The organism is Vreelandella lionensis, from assembly GCF_002087295.1.
Taxonomy (GTDB): domain Bacteria; phylum Pseudomonadota; class Gammaproteobacteria; order Pseudomonadales; family Halomonadaceae; genus Vreelandella; species Vreelandella lionensis.
Genome location: NZ_MWVI01000086.1, coordinates 42,988 through 60,942, shown reverse-complemented (window position 1 = coordinate 60,942; position 17,955 = coordinate 42,988). Strand labels below are relative to the sequence as shown.

The window sequence follows — 17,955 nt, the reverse complement described above, 5'->3', positions numbered from 1 at the left end:
TTCACTTGAACGCTAATACCTGATAAGCCACTACCCCGTTTAAGAAAAACCCCGGTAAAAACCGGGGTTAAAACGTACAGACAAACATACAACTAACGTCAGCGTGTGCTACCCCCACAACCCATCATCAGCAGCCACTATCACACGCCCTTCATGTACACCATAAGCAAGATAGTGTAACAACGGATTTATCTCAGCAGCAGCGACCCCAGGGTTTGCATTCAAATAGGCGCCCGTATCAAACCATGCCGATGGCAAACGCCCTTCTGCACCGCCATAAACCAAATAATGGTCGTAGGCGTTAACATAGATACCTTGCTCAATGGCTCTATCCACGCCCTCGTTTTGTTCGCGATACCACGCCTCATCAAAGAGCGCATTTGGATCACGCGCTTCTCTATGACCCCACCGCAAGTAATGCTGAAAACCACTCACGTAGTCACCACGTTCAACGGCAGCCGCCACATCAGGGTTTTGAGCTAAATAGAATGCTTCATCAAAACCATTCAACTCTCCAGAGCGCCCCTCATCTCGGCCATATTTTAAATAATGTGCATAGCCACTGGCATAATCTCCTTGCGCAACAGCTGCCGCCACATCCAGGTTATTTCCCAGGTAGCTCGCCTCATCAAAACCCAATACCGATTTTCGCTCAGGGGCATTTACCAGTACGACCTGATCATCAAAACGCAACAACTCAACACTTCTCAACGTATCAGTGCCCAACGCACCAGCAGAAACCACAAGGCTACCGTCATCGGCATAGCGTAATTCAGCATCGGCAGCGTCAAGCGTAAAACGTGCAACATCAACGCCACTACCGCCATTGAGAACATCGTCCCCTTCACCACCAAATAATCGATCGTAGCCTGCTTCTCCAAAAATCAGGTCATCGCCGCCTTTCGAGCCAACCAAATCGCGCCCCCCACCCGCGTGCAACTCATCGTCATCCTCCCCAAGCACAATCATTTGTGAGGCATCATCTGCCACAATCACGTTAGCCCCAGCCCCGCCGGTAATCATGGTTTCACCAATGATGCTGGCAAAATCAATGTTATCAAGCTGGAGCCTATTACCCTGTGGCAATGAGCGAGCATCAATGACAAACGCCTCTTGATAGCTACTGCTACCGTTACCAATCCCGGTAATTTGAATAGGCGTACTGACGGAACTGCTGCCGCTATCGCTGATCACCAAGGTACGAATATCTAACAAGGTGCCGTCAGGCCGGTTGGTAAGCCATTGGCTCGCCACGCCGGTTTGCTCATTGAGGTTGGTTGGCTGCTGAGCATCTATGCTGTTGATTAAATCACCCAGCGCCAGGAGTGGGTCTACTGCAGTGCGGGCGCCCTGGTTCACCAAGCTAACCCCGCCCGGCAGCGTTGCAGTCACCTCGTTGGCGTTGCCACTGTTTTCAACCAGCTTGGCGGTTCCCGGATCACGGCCTGTATTACTAATGGTCTCTCTTACTGAAGGGCGACCTGAAGGCGTATTCGGCTGCGGCTCTGACGGCGTCACCTGAATGGGCGGAGTTGTAGGCTCAGGCTCGGGAGTAGGAGTAGGAGTAGGAGTAGGACGAGAAGGTGGTGTTTCGTTGACATCGGTCACGTCAATGGTCATCGCCTGAGAAGCACTCTTAGTGCCATCGTCAACGTCTACAACTACCTCGTACTGATTATCCTGGTCTTGGTCGTTAGGTGCCTCAAAATCAGGCGCCGCCTTAAAGCTCAGCGCCCCGCTGTTGGCATCTAGCGTGAACAAAGCCATATCGGCACCGCCGGTGAGGCTATATGTTAAGCGCATCGCCATCCGCATCGGTGGCGGCCAGCGTTGTCACCGCCGTGGTGTTTTCCGCCACACTCACAGTGTTTGAGCTGGTAAAGGCTGGGGTGTCGTTGACAGGCGATATCGTCACCGTCGCCGCAATATTCAGTGTCGCGCTATCAGTGCCATTATTTGCCGTGCCGCCGCTATCGGTAATGCCGGTAAGGGTCACCACACGCGAAGTACCGGGGTTGTCACTGCTTGAGGCATAAGCCATGCCGTCAATCACGGTTTGCGCCTGCGCCGTCGTCATGGTGCCGCCGGTGAGTGTGATGGTCGCAAGCCCCTGAACGACCGACACAGTATAGGCCAGCCCGCTGCTGCCAGTGGTCGTCCCAGTTGCTCCATTAGTCAGGGCAATGGCCGTACCGTCCACTGTGATGCTGTCGCCAGCCGCGGCATTGGTCACGCTAAAAGTCATGCCCGTAATATTCTGGCCGCTTTCGACCGTCCCGATCGTCACGCCAGAGAACAGATCAACCGCCGAACCGTTCTCGGTAAAGGTGGGGGAGCCACCGGTAGCCATCGCCGTCGGCGCATCGTTCACGCCCACCACATTGACCGTGACCCCGGCCGGGCTGGAGGTAAAACCGCCCGACGCATCAGTTACCGTCACCTCTAATGTCCGCGCCCCCGGCGTCGGTTCATCCGCGTTGCTGTTGCTGTACTGGATCGCCGCCAGAAGGCTCTCGACCCGCGCCAAAGTAGCGTCGGCATTGAAATTGATGACCAGATCATTGCCTGCGGTAATATTGTTGACCAGCGTACCAATAACAACGTTATCGACACTGACATTCGACCCGTCAAGCGTAACAGCCCCGGTCGCAAGTCCCAGGATATCCTGCGCCGAATTGCCGCCATCGGTGATACGGGCGGTCACATTGCCGCCATCAAAATTGGCATTGTCGCTATCGGTAATGGTCGCCGCCGTTCCAGCATCAATCAAAACCGCATTGCCGCCTTCGGTATAAGTGACACTATCACCATCCAGATTGCCGATGACCGGGGCAAAGACGACCTCCACGCTGCTGGTGGCAGCCGTACTGGTGGCATCACCATCATGAACCGCAAAGCTGACCGTGCGCGTGCCCGTAACTGGCGATGCCTCACCATTGCTGAAGGTCACGGAACGCAGGGCCGCCTCCCACTGCGCAACTGTCGCGGTCGATCCTGCGGAGGTCAGCGACAAAACACCTGTCGTAACATTAAAGGATGCAGTGATGTTGCCATGCTGGGCTGGATCGTTGGTAAAGGCCAGAATGTCTTGACCTGTGGCAAAACCGCCCGTAATCGAAACAGTCGCAGAGGCAAGCGTGGTATTGTCCACATCCGATACCGTCAGGCCGTTATCGATCACAATCCCGGTACCGCTTCCGGCCGAGAAATTGCCGGTATTACCGCCATTGGTCAGTTCCGGTGCATCATTCACCCCCGCCACCGCCACGGTGGCCGCAACATTCAGGGTCACACTATTGGTGCCACCATTGGCCGTGCCGCCGCTATCAGTAATGCCGGTAAGGGTCACCACACGGCTCAAAGTACCGAGATTCTCCTGCTTGACGAATAGGTCATGCCGTCAATCACGGCTTGCGCCTGCACCGTCGTCATGGTGCCGCCAGTGATCGTGATTGTTGCCACGCCGCCCGTAACCGACACGGTGTAGTCCAACCCGTTGTCAGCGGTATGATCGGACCCGTTCTCCAGGGTAATCTGCGTACCATCACATGTGATGATGTCACCAGCTTCGGCATTGGTCACAGTAAAGGTCATGCCCGAAATCGTCTGACCGCTTTCAACCGTGCTGATCGTCACACCGGAAAACAGATCTACCGCCGACCCGCCCTCGGTATAGGTCGGGGTGCCACCGGTGGCCGTCGCCGTCGGCGCATCATTGCCCCCCGCCACCGAAACGGTTTTGGTGGCGGTATTGGAATTGTCCGTCCCGTCACTCACCGTGATCGAAAGCGTGCGGTTGGCGGTACTCGGGTTGTCCGATTCATTGGAAAAGGTGATGGACCGGATTGCCGCCTGATACTGCGCTGCCGAGGCAGTCCCTGTAAGCGTCAGCTCACCGGTTGCACTGTTGTAACTGCCGGTAATGCCGTTCTGGTTGGTAAAGGAAAGGGTGTCCTGACCGGCCTGGAAACCGTCGCTGATCGTGATCGTTGCGCCGTTCATATCGGCCGTATCGACATCAGAAAGGGTAAAGCTGCCATCGATAACAACCGCACCACCATCTTCGGTAAAGGCCGTGGTGCCCCCTGATGCAGTTACGACCGGCGCATCATTCACTGGCGTCGCGGTCAGCGTAATGGTGCCATCCGCCGGGCCGGTGTTTGCTGCGTCACGGATACGGGTTGTGATCGTCACATCCTGATCCCAGTTAGCCGCGGGCGTAAACGCCACCGACGCCAAGGCCGCATTCACATCCGTCACCGACCCGGTCACGTTCCAGATGCCTGTGCCTGCATTATAGGTCGATGTCGCGGACCCGAAAGTGCCGGTCGTCAGCCCCCCCGCCAACGCATTGTTCAGCGTCAGGGTCGCGGTAATCGTATCGTCGGTATCCACATCCGTCACAACGATATCATTAAGCGCAGCACTGCCGCCGTTCTCGGTAAAGGAACCCGACGACTGCGTCAGATTGGTCGCCGTTGGCGCGTCGTTAACAGCCGTAATATCAATATTCACATTGGCAATACTGGAATCCACCGTGCCATCATTCGCTTTTATCGTTAACGTCGCGGCATTATCACCACTGGCGTTATTCGCGCCGGTGTATTGAATATTGGTGGTAGTGTCCAAATAGGTATTAATATTCGCGGCGGTACCAGAAAGTGTCAGAGCCTCGGTGCCAGAGCCGCTCACGGTCACACTACCACCCGAGGAGGCGGTTAATGTGCCTTCGGATGCGGTAAGGGTAACTGTAAGGCTATCCCCATCATTATCCGCAAAGGCCACTCCAGACAAATCAACATTGGAAGCGGTATCTTCAGTAACTACTATATCTGAAGGTGCGCCAGTGATAGTCGGGGCGTTATTGGCAGGAGCTGCATCAGCCTGAACCACCTGGAAAATCATATCATTACTGCCAACTACCGAGCCGTCATAAACGATCGACCCACCCGCGTATTGTTCGTCCGTATACACCAAGCCTATCGTATCCGCAGGAGAGAACACAAAAGAATAAACTGAACCACTCGTCAGATTAACCGTCGTTGACAACGCGACAGTGGCATAGGTGTAATCAGAGTACGATGTTACTGTATTGCCAAATGAGGAGCCCGTTTGCGTTGCGAGAATCGCACCACCGGTTCCACTTCCGGCATACACAGTCAAAGTCCAGTCAGAACCATTGTCAGTATCTGTATTCGCTACATGAATTTCTTTCAAAATACCCGTTTTTGTCGCCGTGAATGTCTGCCCAAGCGTCGCCTCACCCAAGAATGTCTGCGCATAAGCAGCGGCACCATTAGTCCCTATTGTTTCGTCAGCCAGCACACTGGAATAACTCTCGCTCCATAACACGGCTGTTTCGACACTCCCAGCCGTCCTTTCCAACTCCCAATCCCCACCAAGACTCGCCGCACCTGTCAAATCATCCGATGCCGCCACATCCGCTTGGGTGGCTTGGGCTAAGGAAGCAATAAATTCTTGCCCTTCACCGCTGGCGACAGAGCAACCGTATAGCAGTAAATCACCGCCTTCATTTAACGCCGCGCCCAGTTGGGCTAACTCAGCCGCACGGGTATTAATAGCATTCGCATCGAGAGTAAAGTTACCTAGGCGGACCTCCCCTTCCGAACCGTGGCTGATGATATGGATGGCGTCGTAACCGCTGTGGGTTTGCGCCCATTGCGCCATCTGCTCCAGGCCGTCGCGGGAAGGATCCAGGGTGACGACCTCAGCCCCTTCGGGAGCGCCGTCAACCAAGGTTTGCCAATCAGCAATACCTGTATCGATGAAAATGACTGCCTTGACGTTAACGCGCTGTAAAAGATCGCCTGCCATGTATGCCCGCTCCCCACCTAAGATTATCTCTCACAATGAGAGAACCACCCCACCCCATACATCGGCAGCAACCTTGTGATAGGCGCGTTTGGCCGAGCGTATTTTTTGCATTATTGCTCAGTCTTTTTTACTGCGCCACTCATCAAATTGAATTAAATAGTGCTAGATTTTAAAGAGAGTCAATAATATTTTTATGACTTGTAAAGAGCCTGCAACCTCTGCAGTAGCGGTCACCGCACCTGCATAAATTACCGCGCCTGATCAACGAGGGCCTGACGATTTTCTGCTTAGGATATAAACGGCTTACCGTCATGCATTAGCCGCTGCCCGGCCACACACGACAAAGGCTAGCCGCAACCTCGTCATCACCCAGCATTGCCATCTGAAGCTTCCTATGCGTTATAGGCTGCTTCATAGCGATGAAATACTAGGTGCTGATACCATTAAGCTATTTGCTCATCAGTAAAAACAACACTGTTTTAGTTAAGGCTCCAGCGCCAAGCGTTGCCGAGCTAATGCGTCCAATAACTGCTGCCGCCTCCCGCTCTCTAACCCTTCGTTATTAACGAAGTAGCTATCATCACCCATTACTTTGATCGTACCCTTACCTTCAGGACAGTAAACGTTCACCCTATCGCGTTGGTCACCCCGCGCATGCATCATGCAGCGCGGTTCGGATGCAACCACATCCAACCCATCCCGCAGCGGCCCATGCAGGCAAACACGCTCACCCTGTTGGCGCAGCAGCGTAGGCATGATATCGGCCTGATGAAAAGGCAACGTTACCTTACCCGGCTCTACACCTCGGCCTAGCATAAACCCCGGAATACGAGACACCGCCCCCAACCCAAAACGCGCCTGCTCCTCGGCAGTGACAAACGTCATCGCCCGGTGGTCGCTGACCACTACCAAGGTCCCCTCTTCCAAGAAGCCACTCGTAGCCAGTTGATCAATAAACTCACCTGCCGCCTTATCCATATAACGGAATACCGCCTCTTCGCTACGCTCCCCGGAGTAAGGGTGCACATAAGGGTGGTGAGAACTGACATTCTCAATCACTGTTAAGCTCGCAGCATGGTCTTGCCGCAGGCGAGTAATATGCGCCAATGCGCTGGAATACAACACATCATCCGGCACAGCGCCAAAGTGGCCACGTTCAACACCATCAAACGCCGGAGCATCGTGCCCCCACAGCGCCTCAAACCCCAGCTGGGACAACCACTCCCCCTTGCGGGTGTATGCCAAATTGCCAGAAGTCATAAACGTAGTCTGATACCCCTGCTTTCCTAATTGAGCAGGCAGAGAATCCTCAATACCCCAAGCCCCCTCAAATGCACCCTGCTGGTGCGCTGGCAGAATCGGCAACACCACATCGCGGCCGGTTAATAAAGAAAACAAACCCTCGTTAGTATTAAAGCCACCGGCATACAGCGTCTCGAATTGACGGCCCTGAGCTGCCCATGCATCCAACCTTGGCGTCCAATCATTCACGCCCAGCCACGCCTGGCTATGGTAGGTAGACCAGGACTCCAGCACTAACATCACCACATGGTCACGCTGATCACGCCCCGCCCAACACTGCTCTGGCGGGCGCTCGGCCAATAACCGCTCCTGAGTTGCATGGCTATAAGGGGCAGCCAAGCCCGTCGGCCAATTGGCCTGCACCACATTTTTCAATGCCCACTCATGCACATAACCAGGCGGTGTATAGGCCCACGCGCCACCCCCCAGGCCCGCCAGCGCGATACCGCACAGAACAATGCCCCGCCGAGATATTGGCTCGCTTACCGGCCACCACCACAGCGCAGCCCCCAGCACTAAGCCCCCAACTACCAACAGCTGGTGCAACAGCGGCCACTGCAACACTAGCGCCAAGGCTTGTGCAGTATCAGCGGTATACACCCGAATATCCGCCAACATTAAACGCGTACTAAACTGGGACATCACCCACATATCGGCGGCATACAGCGCCACGCCGAGTAAAGCAATACCCCGCCACACCCCACGCCACAACCACCCACGACGGCCGAACGACACCACAAACAGCGCCACCACGACCGCCCAATACGGCACATCTGATGCCAACACATTGGGCACCACACAAGCCCGGCAGCCCAACACCTCGTAAGACATTGCCTGCAATACAAACAAACGCCGCCCCAGCAAACACAGCACCAGCAACCCAACGATGCCCCCCACCACACCCCAGCCATAACGCAACTTCACGCACTACTCCCTTTTACCATCGCGCGGCAACGCCGCCGCAGGCTGGCGGTACCACTTCGCCAACCGAGGTTTACTCCAACGCTGAAACGGAGATTCCACAAAGCGCCACGAAAGCCACGCAACACCCACGGAAACCCCCACAGAAAGCACCACCGCCACACTAGCGGGCAGTGCATCGCTCATCCAATAAACAGGCAGGTTATGAAACAGATAAACCCCGAAACTAATGGTGCCCAAGAAGCTGAGCAAACCAGTGCCGCGTGCTGCCAGCGGGCTATGAATCATTGCCCAAAATAGCAACGCATACAGCACCACCATAGCCCCCCGGTAAGCAAACGTCTCACCCAAGAAAAGTACACGGGTAAGCCACTGGTAGTAAGCACCGCACACCACAATCAGCAGCATAATGCCCACCGCCAGCCACGTATAACCCCAGTGCAACGGCACCGGGCGACGATGCGCCCTAGCCCCCAGCCAGCCACCCAACCAAAAAGCATATAAATGTAGCGGCGCCACCCACAGCTCAATGTACCCCTCTCGCCAAGTGGTAACGTTTAACCACAGTGCCCCAGCGGCTAGCAACATCAGCACCACCACCTGCCAAAAGCGGGGCGTTATGCGGGGTAAAAAAGCCACCAAAGCAAAAAACGTAAAAAACAACCAAAACGGCGGGTTAAGTGCAAACACCGTTGCCCTATCCGGCGTGGAAAGCAAAAACGTAAGATGATGGGCTGTCAGCAGCGGCCACTCGGCCAACGGTATTTGCCGCGCCAACAAATAAGCCAGCAACGCCACCAAAAACGCCGGATATAAACGCGTTAAACGCTTGGCAAGATAGTACCAGCCCCGGTGGCGCTCCCAGTTAAAGGCATAATATCCCGACACCACAAAAAAGCAGCCCGTACCATAACTATAAAACGGCGTGCTGTAGTACTGCCCAGCATAATGAGAAGCCACGACTAACGCAGCGCCAAACACTTTAATAAGATTGAGCGTATTAAATAACGAGGGAGACATCGCAACATTCGCTTAAAAAAGAGCCAGTGTACTGCAAAGGCAGCGTGGCACCCACAACAGTGGCCTGCACCAGTGCGGGCTAACCCAGGAATTTGACTGCACCGCCTTGCCTTTCCAGCATAGCCGCCACCCAAACCGATGATTTTATTGCCAACTTTTCCTCATTCGCCTTTTCTTTTAGCAGCGTAATGAAGTAATCTTTACCCGTTTGACGGTTGGGCAAATGATAACAAGGGCACTGGGCGATGAGCATGTTTTCGATTGGGCTAAGCGGGTTAAATGCGGCACAAAACGCGCTGAACACCACCAGCAACAATATCAGCAACGTTTACACTACCGGCTACAACCGGGAAATTACGATTCTGGGTGAACAGTCCTCAGGCAGCCCCGGCGTGCAGGTCAACGATATTCAGCGCCAATTCAATAAGTATGTGGCCAGTCAGCTGAATAACGCCCGCACCCAATCCACGGCGTTAGAGAAATACAGCCAGCAGATAACGCAAATCGACAGCCTGCTTGCCGACCGCGACGCCGGACTTTCACCGCTGATGCAAACCTTCTTTTCCAGCCTGGAAGACCTGGCCAGCGCCCCCTCAGACCCCGCCGCCCGCCAAGGGGTTATTGGTACCGCGCAAACGCTCAGCGCCCAATTCCGCTCGTTTGATAGCTACCTGCAAGATATGCAGAACAACATCAACAGCGAAATTGAAGACGAAATTACCCAGGTAAATAACACCACCCAGCAAATTGCCGGGTTAAACCGCGAAATTGCCCTGTCGCGCGCCCGCAGCGGCGAAGCGCCCAACAGCCTGCTGAACCAGCGCGACCAGATGATTGCCGAGCTAAACGAGCGCCTAAACGTACGGCTCAATATTCAGGATGGCAAAACTTACAACGTCAGCCTGCCCAACGGCCAGCCGTTAGTGAGCGGTGCCGATGCGTTCAAACTCACCCCCATAACCGCAGAAAACGACCCCCAACGCACTATTGTTGGCTACCGTGATGGTAGTGGCAACGTGGTGCCCCTTGACGAGGACGTGCTTACTGGCGGCAGTCTGGGCGGGCTAATGCGCTTCCGCCAGGAATCGCTAGATAAAACCCAAAACCAAATTGGCCAGCTCGCCGTATCGCTCACCACCGCCTTTAACGAAATACACAAACAAGGCATTGATTTAGACGGCGAACAAGGCAAAAACTTCTTTTCAATACGCGCCCCCCAAGCCTATAGCGGCAAAAACAATAGCGCAGAAGTAAGCACCATTACCTTTGATGCCACCCGCGTTGATGACCTACGCGCCACCGACTACCAAGTAAAGTACGACGGCAGCAGCTTCAGCGTTACCCGGCAAGACAGCGGAGAAGAAGTAAATGCCGAATGGGATGGCACCACCCTCTCGTTCGGCGGTATCGATATGACGCTAAGCGGCGCCCCCGCTGCAGGCGATACGTTTAACGTACAGCCCGTGCGCCGCGCCGCCGCAGGTATGGACGTACTGGTCAGCGACCTGGATAAAATTGCCGCCGCGCAGGGCCCGGTAAGCCCCATGCCCTATTCCACAGTAGATTTTCAGTCGCAGAGCACAACGCGCCTGGGGCAAACAGAGAGTTTTGCCAGTAAATTTGCCACAGGAAGTACGTTGACCGGAGAGACTTCGGGCATTAAGCCATTTGCCTTTATTCCTGTTGATGCCAAAAATGTTGAAATCCACCTCTATGATTTAGGGGCAGATGACGACATCCAGATATTCACCCGAGATGGTAAACACCTCATCGGCACTCCCGTCACAGGAAGTGATGCTGACTATACATGGACAAGTAATAGCATTGACTCTGAAGATGACCTTGAAACACAAGTGTTCACTTTAGCCCGCGGTTTTCCTGAGGGCACGACTTACAGTGATGAAGAACTGCTTTTTCACAAAGGCACTAACTTCTCAAGTGACCTTGCCGATGGCGTGACTTCCAGCTACAACGGTATGACCTTTACTTATACCGGTGATGCGGATCATTTTGACAGTGAAGGCGCTATTAATGACGGCAGTAGCTCTCTTGACGGCATGAGTGAAAAGTTAAATATCGACACGGTTACTGAACCACTCTTTGTGCTGATATCGGCCAATGGTCGTTTCAACATCACCGCCACCTGGGATGACATGCCAGGGGTGCCAGCTGCAGGGGGCGCAATTTCAGACAACACTCCCATTGGCCGCGTGCAGAACCAGCTTGAAGTCAGCGAGATTGACGTTGCCCCAGCGTTCAAACAAATGGATGCCAAGTACCAACCGCCCAGCTTTGCGATTAAAGCCGCTGACGACGGCGCCCTTACCCTTGGGCTCTTTGGGGCAGAGAGCGACAACAACCTGTTTGTTTCCCCGGATGCTGGTTCGGTGCCCACTTCCCCGCCGCCGGAAGGCATTTACAGCATCTTTAAAGAAGATGGCACTGAAATCGACAATGTGCTTTCGGTGAATGCTGGCACCGGCGACACCCTCGCCGCTGGCGAGCGCTTAATCATTAAAGACGATGCCACGGGCGCCACCATCCTCAGCTTTACCGTTGACGAGCTGCCCAGCAATGGCACCACCAGCGGCGTGGCCTTCACAGGCATCACCGGCACCACCGGCCCCGGCGACAACCGCAACGCCCTGGCGCTACAAGACCTGCAAAACGAATTAACCGTAGGGGGCAGCGCCTCGTTCAGCGGTGCTTACGGCGCGATAGTGAGCGACGTAGGCAACCAAACCAACATCGCCCAGGTAAACCTGGATGCCCGCCAAGGGCTGACCGATCAACTGCGCGCCGTTCAACAGTCGGAATCTGGCGTGAACCTGGATGAAGAGGCAGCCAACCTCATCCGCTTCCAGCAGTTCTACCAAGCCAACGCCCGCGTGATCAGCACCGCATCAACAATATTCGATACCATTCTTGGCCTGCGCAGCTAATCAGTAACAGGAAAGATAGAGCGCGTGAGCGCTACGCAGGCACGCCCCACTGCTACGAGTGCTTTAACAGCTCATTACTCAGCGCCTGGGCATAAGCAATACGAGCGGTTTGGCAAATAGCCAACCGCTGCTTTAACCTTGCGATCTCTTCATCAAGCCGCTGCCCATAGGATAGGCTGCCCACTGGCGAAGCAAACGGCTGAACATCCCCCACATCTACTGTCGTCAGGCGGCTTACCTGCTGTCTGCGTGAAGGCAACACATGCAACAGGCGGTGATTCAGCGCAATCACCGCTTGGAGATGCGCGTTCGCCTGCGCCGGTGAAAGGTGCCAACGTTTCGCCCGCTGCTCGCGGCAAGCACGCAGCGCCGCCGCCTTGCCCTCTTCAGCACTGCGCGGCAAAGCCCACGGCGTGCCCGCCAAATGACGGCGCACATGCGCAAAAATATCGTCTGCCACTGGCGTATCGCACAATACTTCCTCGCTTGCACGGAAAGCGCTGGCCTGCGCCATGGCCACCATATAGCCCGTTGCCTCCGCCACTTGCACCTTTCCCTCTGGGCTAACATGAATCAACGGGCACGTAGGTGCCAGCTCAGGAAGAATATGGTTGGGGAAAATACGCGCCTGCCAGTAACGCTCGGCAATACGTTTGAAATGCTTAAAATCAGCGATGGGGATAAGTGCCGACTCAGCAAACGGCAAGATTTCCACCTTGGGCTTGGTAGGCGTCACCGTATCGTTAGCGACATCCACATACAGCGTGCCCACTTGAAAGGCATTCTGGAAAAACTCGCCCCGCAAGTCGCCCCACACCTGCCGCGTGCTGCCCCCGGCCTTACGAAACGCCCGATAGGCATGGGCACCCGCTAAGGCAGCACCACTAAACCCAGCAGTGGCCACCCCAGCATCCGGCAGCAAACGCTGCACTGCCCGGGTAATTTCCAAACACTGCCCAAGCGGGTAAGGCTTGCCCAACTTCACCGGCCGCTGCTGATAGAGCGCAGGGTCAACCTGATGGCGTAACGCAAGGAAAAACGCCGCCACCTCGGCTAAACAAGGCAGCAAATAGCGCTCTGTTAACGCCGCCTGCGCCTTGTTATTCACCATACAGGGCTCGTTGGGCAGCAACCGGGCCAACAACGGCGATTGCCCACCCACACCGCTGGCAGCAGCTTTTTTCCTGCTTATTAACCGATGGTTCATGCGGCACTCATCCCCAGCGGCGTGGTATCACCTCCAGCCGCTACGGCGCTTGTTTCGGCAGCGCGTCACTCAGCGCCTGGGCATATACACTGCGCGCAGTTTGGTAGATCGCCAGCCGCTGTTGCAGCTGTTGAATAGTGGTGTCGGTTTTATTCAGCTTGGCCAGCGTTTGGCTGGCAGCCGCTGAAAGTTCGCTAAGTGGGTAGCTGACGCCGTTGAATGTTACCGTTTGCTCGGCGGCGGGGGCTGGCTCCGCTTGGCTGACGGGTGGCTCCCCACCCAAGGTAAAGCCGTGTGAGCGAAGTAGATACTGGCGCGCCGTATCGCCGGTAAAATCTTTAGGGCCAAGGCGCGGCTGATCTGGGTAACAAATCGCATAGGCCGCCGCCACCAAAGGCCGAAGGCCAATCGGGGCCACGCTGCTGGTGCATCACACCTTTGCCTTTTGCAGCTTTAAAACCCGAATGCGCCTCTTGGCGAAAGGCATCTCGCCCTACGCGGTCGCAGTGCGCCATGGCCTGCTCAATCGCATCCCAGGGGATACCTGCCTGTTGCCAGGGCATATGTGTCTTCATCTAACGTTACATCCACTACTTAAATCATCGGTACACAGGGCAAACCGCCCAGCCCATCCCGGCTGAAGCGTTTAGTACCCACTTATTAGCCCGCCATCATCCCTGGCATTGGGCACGCTGTCGAGCCTTTACCGCACGGTGTAGGCAGGCAGGGCCTAAGCGCAAAGTATCGCCCACCATAAAAACAGCCGCTCAGTGGCGACCATTAATGGCACATTTAACCGCTCTCATCACCAACCTCTACATTAGGGTCTGGCAGCCAATCGGTATACAGGCCACTCACCCCCAATGCTTGAAACATCGCCCATTCACGCTGGGTGTTTACGGTATGTACATAAACATTAACCGGTAAACGCTTCGCTAACCCTTGCAGCGCCAAGTGGCGAGGCATGGTGACCGCAAACAGTGACATGCCCTCAAGCTCGCGTAAAATATCAGCCTCTTCACCAGGGTAGCGGTACAGTGTCCAAATAATAGTTTCAAACCCCGCTGCCCTGGCAGCGCCATACTCACTAGGTTGGTAAATTTGCGCGATAACCTGTTTTCCCACCCCTTCCCCATAGGCGCTTGCCAACTGCCTCAAGCCCGCCACATTGTCTGTTTTAATATCGGTCACTAAGCGCTTTTCTGGGTTTTCCTGCAGCCACTGCACCAGCGTTGTTAACGTACAGTTTTGCGCTACAGGGTGGCTCTCCACTAACGCTTCAAACTCAACCAAACTAACGGGCGCTTCAAAACGCTGTCCAAAAATCCACTCTGCGTTCGTTTTCCAATCGTGCAAACATACTAAGTGACCATCTGAGGTCCACTCAAAATCAATTTCAAATGCATCAAAATAGTCACGATTAAAATCAAGCGCTTGCAACGTATTGGTATATTGCCAGTTTTGGTACCCACCCCCAGCATGGGCAATAAAAGGCAATGTTTGCCTCTCGCTAGCCGCCGCTACCATAGTCAGCGCATATAAAGCCCCGGTTAACCCCCAAGGCACCCACCGCAATAACGGCCACTTCATTACCTACCACCTACTAAAATGCAGAATAAAAGCATGTGTTATACGCAAAGGACACTGCCCAATAACACGGCAGAATGACCTAAACAAGATACTGCGTGGAGAGGCAAAACTGACCATAAGCTGCTAAACAAACTCAGGAAAGCTTAATAGCGCGCTATGGCCAGTCGCTTATGTTGGCCCGGGTAGCCGACATGGAAGTGCCAGTGCACAGTGGCAGATAATAGGCACTTAAGCCCACCAACAGCCCCTCAAGCACGTGATTCAACATGTCAGGCTCAGGGTGATTCAGATAATCTCACGGTTCTGCTCGCACTGGTTGAGAAATTCCACCGTGCGCTGAACGGTCGGTGCCAAGTTGCCCGCTTCATCAAACAGCGGCTCGCCCTGCTCTTCGCTCAGATGGGCTTGATCCACACACAGGGCTTTTTGCCCCTCCTCGGTATTGGCGAGGGTAAAGGGATAACCGCGTAGCGAGGCGGGTACATAAATGCCAAGCCAACGGCCATCGCTATGTAGGTAAAGGTTGTTTTGACCATCCAGGCTCAATAAAGCAACCGCTTGATAGCCGGTTTCCTGCTGGATAAAGCCAAGGGCGTAGTGCGGCAACAGCTTGGGTAATTCCGCCAATAGCACCGGTGCTACGGCCTGATTCACAGCAAAGGTATAGCCCTGGCGGGGAAGGTAGGAATGGTCGGCATGTTGAGTGCGTGAAAGTGCGATCCACTGAGGCATAGACCCTCCGCTTTTGAATAAAAAAGCCCCGACAAGGTCAGGGCAAAATACGTTGTCAAACACGGTATTGCTAGGAGAAAAAACCCCCAGCCGAGGCCGGGGGTTTTAGTGCTTTTACCTATCAAGGATAGGCATCCTTCTCAGAGAGAGGGATTAGGCGATGATATCGGCTGCAACAACATCCGTAGTGGCTGTCAAACCAGACATTTGGATAACTTCGTCTGCTGTGCCATCTGCATTCGAGTCGTAAACAAGCCAGCCATTAACACCAGAATCACTGTCAGTTAGGAAGGCTACCTGTACAGTGCCATCAAAGCTATTAGCTTCCGCATACGTAATGGCTGCATCAGCATCAGCAAGTTCATTCGTGCCAGTGCCGGTATTCGCATCAGCTGCAACGAAGTTGTTGGAGTTGGCGGCGATACCTAGTTTAATGACGTCAGAATTGGTTGTGAAACCAATAATAGAGTCAGTCGATGCTTCAATAGAAGCATTCTGGGTAAAGTCAATAGTGTCATTGCCATCAACAGTAATAGCGTCGGCTACTTCAGATGTGATGATAGTGTTTTCACCACCGCCATTTACATTGACGTCAGTAGCAACAGCACCGTTGGTCACTGTATTGTCAAAAGACAGATTGGAAAGATCAACTGTCTCATTGGTTCCAGTATCGACAACAGAAAGAGTACCATTTGCGAGGCCGCCACCAAGGATGGTGTAGGACTGACCAGATACCAACTCTGCTGCGACGGTTGCAGAACCATTCATATCAATGGCTTCAAGGCCGGACACAGTGATGTTTTCGGCAGAGATGTCATCGCCGTCTGTAAGAGACAGCGTATCATTACCCTCACCGAATTCGAGAGCAAAAGTGCTAGCAGTGCTGGAATTAAGGTCGCCAAGCGCAACAGTGTCGTCGCCTGCGCCCAACTCCAGGGCTACCGTAGCAGCACCATTCGTGCCCACTGCACCAGCACCACCAATATTAACGGTGCCGTTGCCAGCTCCACCCGTTACAGCAATGGTACCACCGTCAAGGTCAGCAAAAGTTACTGTATTGGTACCATTTCCAGTCACAACGTTTGCTTGTGCATCAACTGTAGCAACAGTAAGGTCATCATCACCTTCACTGCCAACCACATCAATGTTGGTGTCTGCACTCTGGGAGAAGTCAAGTGCGCCACTCAGACCTGAAGCATCGACAAGATCAGCATCAGCAGCAGTTCCACCAATGGTCACATTGCCCTCGCCAGTGACAAAAACGTCGTCGCCAGCAGCAGTCAAAGTGCTGATAGTCGTATCAGCAGCAACATTCACTGTAGTGTCAGCACCGCCAGTAACTAGAGTGCCAATAGTCACTTCATCGTTTACGTTGACAGTGGCTTCGGACAAAGTAGCGAAGGTCAAAGAAGTCTGGTCAACTTCAGTGTTAACGGTAACGGTACCAGTAGTTGCTGATTGGCCAGTCAAAGTCAGAGCTGTCTGTGTAGCTTCCAGATCGACAACAGCACCTTCTGCAGCAGTGAATGCACCAATAGCTGCAGAGATATTTACGCTATCAACATCCCAGTCGCTGCCGTCGGCACCTGTTTGGTCGACGTCAGCTACCAGCTCGCCAGATTCCAGTGTATTGACGATTTCCTCACCACTCAGCTCATCAGCTGACAGCAAAGTCACATTACCTTCGCCGGCTACGGTCAGGACATTGTCGGTGAAGATGGAAGTATTCAGTTCCACTTCAGCGTCAGCAGTTGTTGTCAGGTTTACCGCATTAAAAGCTGTACCGCTACCAATTACGGTAGCAACATCACCGTTGACTGTGAGGTTTAGCGTGTTTTCACCAGCAGTCTCGCTATCGACGGTAACGGTCTCTGCAGAACCAGCGTCCACTGAGCCTTCGGTTAGGCCTGCAACGGTAAGGGCAGTGACATTTTCACCAGCAATAACGCTGTTGTCACCTGCAGCTGCAACACCAGCAGTACCATTGAAACCGAGCTTGGTTGAGCTCAAGGTAATGTTGGCATTCCGGATGTTATCGGCTTCGACAGTTGTCGCTGTACCATCGAACGCGTCAATATCAACGTTAACATTTTCGACGTTACGGATGGTCGGCGTCCAGTCACCATCGATGTCATCGCTGTTGTAAGTGGCGTTCAAAGTGTCATTACCACCGCGGCCATCGACTGAGGTTCCATCCAGAGCACCAGCTTCAGCAGTGAACGTGTCGTTGTTCTCGGTACCAACGAAGATTTCACCAGCGTCATCTGCAGTGAGCATGCCAGTCGTGCGTTTCGATAACCCACTGATTGATCAATCTTTTTCAACCGGCCAAATGACGCGCACCATACTTTTCTATCGTATTACTACAGAGTCATTTCCGCACAAAGCCTCTATGCGGAAACAATA

12 protein-coding genes are annotated in these 17,955 nt (G+C 54.0%); 1 reads left to right on the top strand and 11 read right to left on the bottom strand.

The window, feature by feature from the left end; genetic code table 11:
- Positions 1 to 108: 108 nt before the first annotated feature.
- The 5 genes from B4967_RS12660 to B4967_RS12640 form a co-directional block, all read right to left on the bottom strand.
- Complete coding sequence (locus B4967_RS12660) at positions 109 to 1,803, bottom strand: cadherin repeat domain-containing protein (protein ID WP_083025549.1); 1,695 nt, start codon at positions 1,801 to 1,803, stop codon at positions 109 to 111.
- Complete coding sequence (locus B4967_RS12655) at positions 1,787 to 3,361, bottom strand: beta strand repeat-containing protein (RefSeq protein ID WP_083025547.1); 1,575 nt, start codon at positions 3,359 to 3,361, stop codon at positions 1,787 to 1,789. The genes B4967_RS12660 and B4967_RS12655 overlap by 17 nt, the downstream gene beginning before the upstream one ends.
- A complete protein-coding gene (locus B4967_RS12650; protein WP_083025545.1) occupies positions 3,358 to 5,835 on the bottom strand; it encodes a DUF4347 domain-containing protein in 2,478 nt (825 codons plus the stop codon). The genes B4967_RS12655 and B4967_RS12650 overlap by 4 nt, the downstream gene beginning before the upstream one ends.
- Positions 5,836 to 6,318: 483 nt before the next feature.
- Positions 6,319 to 8,061, bottom strand: coding sequence for an LTA synthase family protein (locus tag B4967_RS12645; RefSeq protein WP_083025544.1), 1,743 nt, complete (start codon positions 8,059 to 8,061; stop codon positions 6,319 to 6,321).
- A gap of 3 nt (positions 8,062 to 8,064) precedes the next feature.
- Positions 8,065 to 9,078, bottom strand: a complete 1,014-nt coding sequence (locus B4967_RS12640; protein WP_083025542.1) for an acyltransferase family protein — start codon at positions 9,076 to 9,078, stop codon at positions 8,065 to 8,067.
- Positions 9,079 to 9,323: 245 nt separating this feature from the next.
- Between B4967_RS12640 and flgK the strand changes: the two genes are divergently transcribed.
- A complete protein-coding gene (gene flgK, locus B4967_RS19630) occupies positions 9,324 to 12,020 on the top strand; it encodes a flagellar hook-associated protein FlgK (RefSeq protein ID WP_243470570.1) in 2,697 nt (898 codons plus the stop codon).
- A gap of 52 nt (positions 12,021 to 12,072) precedes the next feature.
- Here the strand turns inward: flgK and B4967_RS12625 are convergent, their stop codons facing one another.
- The 6 genes from B4967_RS12625 to B4967_RS12605 all read right to left on the bottom strand — a co-directional run bounded on the left by B4967_RS12625 (position 12,073) and on the right by B4967_RS12605 (position 17,826).
- Positions 12,073 to 13,131: a hypothetical protein gene (locus B4967_RS12625; RefSeq protein ID WP_139794500.1), complete on the bottom strand. Its 1,059-nt coding sequence runs from the start codon at positions 13,129 to 13,131 to the stop codon at positions 12,073 to 12,075.
- 136 nt (positions 13,132 to 13,267) lie between these two features.
- On the bottom strand, positions 13,268 to 13,618 hold the full coding sequence (locus B4967_RS12620; RefSeq protein ID WP_243470569.1) for a DUF6447 family protein: 351 nt from the start codon (positions 13,616 to 13,618) through the stop codon (positions 13,268 to 13,270).
- A complete protein-coding gene (locus B4967_RS17915; protein ID WP_139794499.1) occupies positions 13,566 to 13,802 on the bottom strand; it encodes a ScoMcrA-related endonuclease in 237 nt (78 codons plus the stop codon). Before B4967_RS17915 ends, B4967_RS12620 begins: the two co-directional genes overlap by 53 nt.
- 217 nt (positions 13,803 to 14,019) lie before the next feature.
- Entirely contained in the window at positions 14,020 to 14,817 is a 798-nt protein-coding gene (locus tag B4967_RS12615; RefSeq protein ID WP_083025539.1) for a glycerophosphodiester phosphodiesterase family protein, read from the bottom strand.
- A gap of 285 nt (positions 14,818 to 15,102) precedes the next feature.
- On the bottom strand, positions 15,103 to 15,549 hold the full coding sequence (locus B4967_RS12610; RefSeq protein WP_083025538.1) for a SapC family protein: 447 nt from the start codon (positions 15,547 to 15,549) through the stop codon (positions 15,103 to 15,105).
- 153 nt (positions 15,550 to 15,702) lie between these two features.
- The gene (locus B4967_RS12605; RefSeq protein WP_083025536.1) at positions 15,703 to 17,826 is read right to left on the bottom strand and encodes a beta strand repeat-containing protein; all 2,124 of its coding nucleotides are present in this window, start codon (positions 17,824 to 17,826) and stop codon (positions 15,703 to 15,705) included.
- Positions 17,827 to 17,955: the final 129 nt, after the last annotated feature.

Bases quoted from the DNA above. Each gene is read 5' to 3' on its own strand.
- B4967_RS12650 (WP_083025545.1), bottom strand. From the start codon at position 5,835: ATGGCAGGCGATCTTTTACAGCGCGTTAACGTCAAGGCAGTCATTTTC.
- B4967_RS12625 (WP_139794500.1), bottom strand. From the start codon at position 13,131: ATGGTGAATAACAAGGCGCAGGCGGCGTTAACAGAGCGCTATTTGCTG.
- B4967_RS12660 (WP_083025549.1), bottom strand. From the start codon at position 1,803: ATGCGCTTAACATATAGCCTCACCGGCGGTGCCGATATGGCTTTGTTC.
- B4967_RS12605 (WP_083025536.1), bottom strand. From the start codon at position 17,826: ATGCTCACTGCAGATGACGCTGGTGAAATCTTCGTTGGTACCGAGAAC.
- B4967_RS12615 (WP_083025539.1), bottom strand. From the start codon at position 14,817: ATGAAGTGGCCGTTATTGCGGTGGGTGCCTTGGGGGTTAACCGGGGCT.
- B4967_RS17915 (WP_139794499.1), bottom strand. From the start codon at position 13,802: ATGAAGACACATATGCCCTGGCAACAGGCAGGTATCCCCTGGGATGCG.
- B4967_RS12640 (WP_083025542.1), bottom strand. From the start codon at position 9,078: ATGTCTCCCTCGTTATTTAATACGCTCAATCTTATTAAAGTGTTTGGC.
- flgK (WP_243470570.1), top strand. From the start codon at position 9,324: ATGAGCATGTTTTCGATTGGGCTAAGCGGGTTAAATGCGGCACAAAAC.
- B4967_RS12610 (WP_083025538.1), bottom strand. From the start codon at position 15,549: ATGCCTCAGTGGATCGCACTTTCACGCACTCAACATGCCGACCATTCC.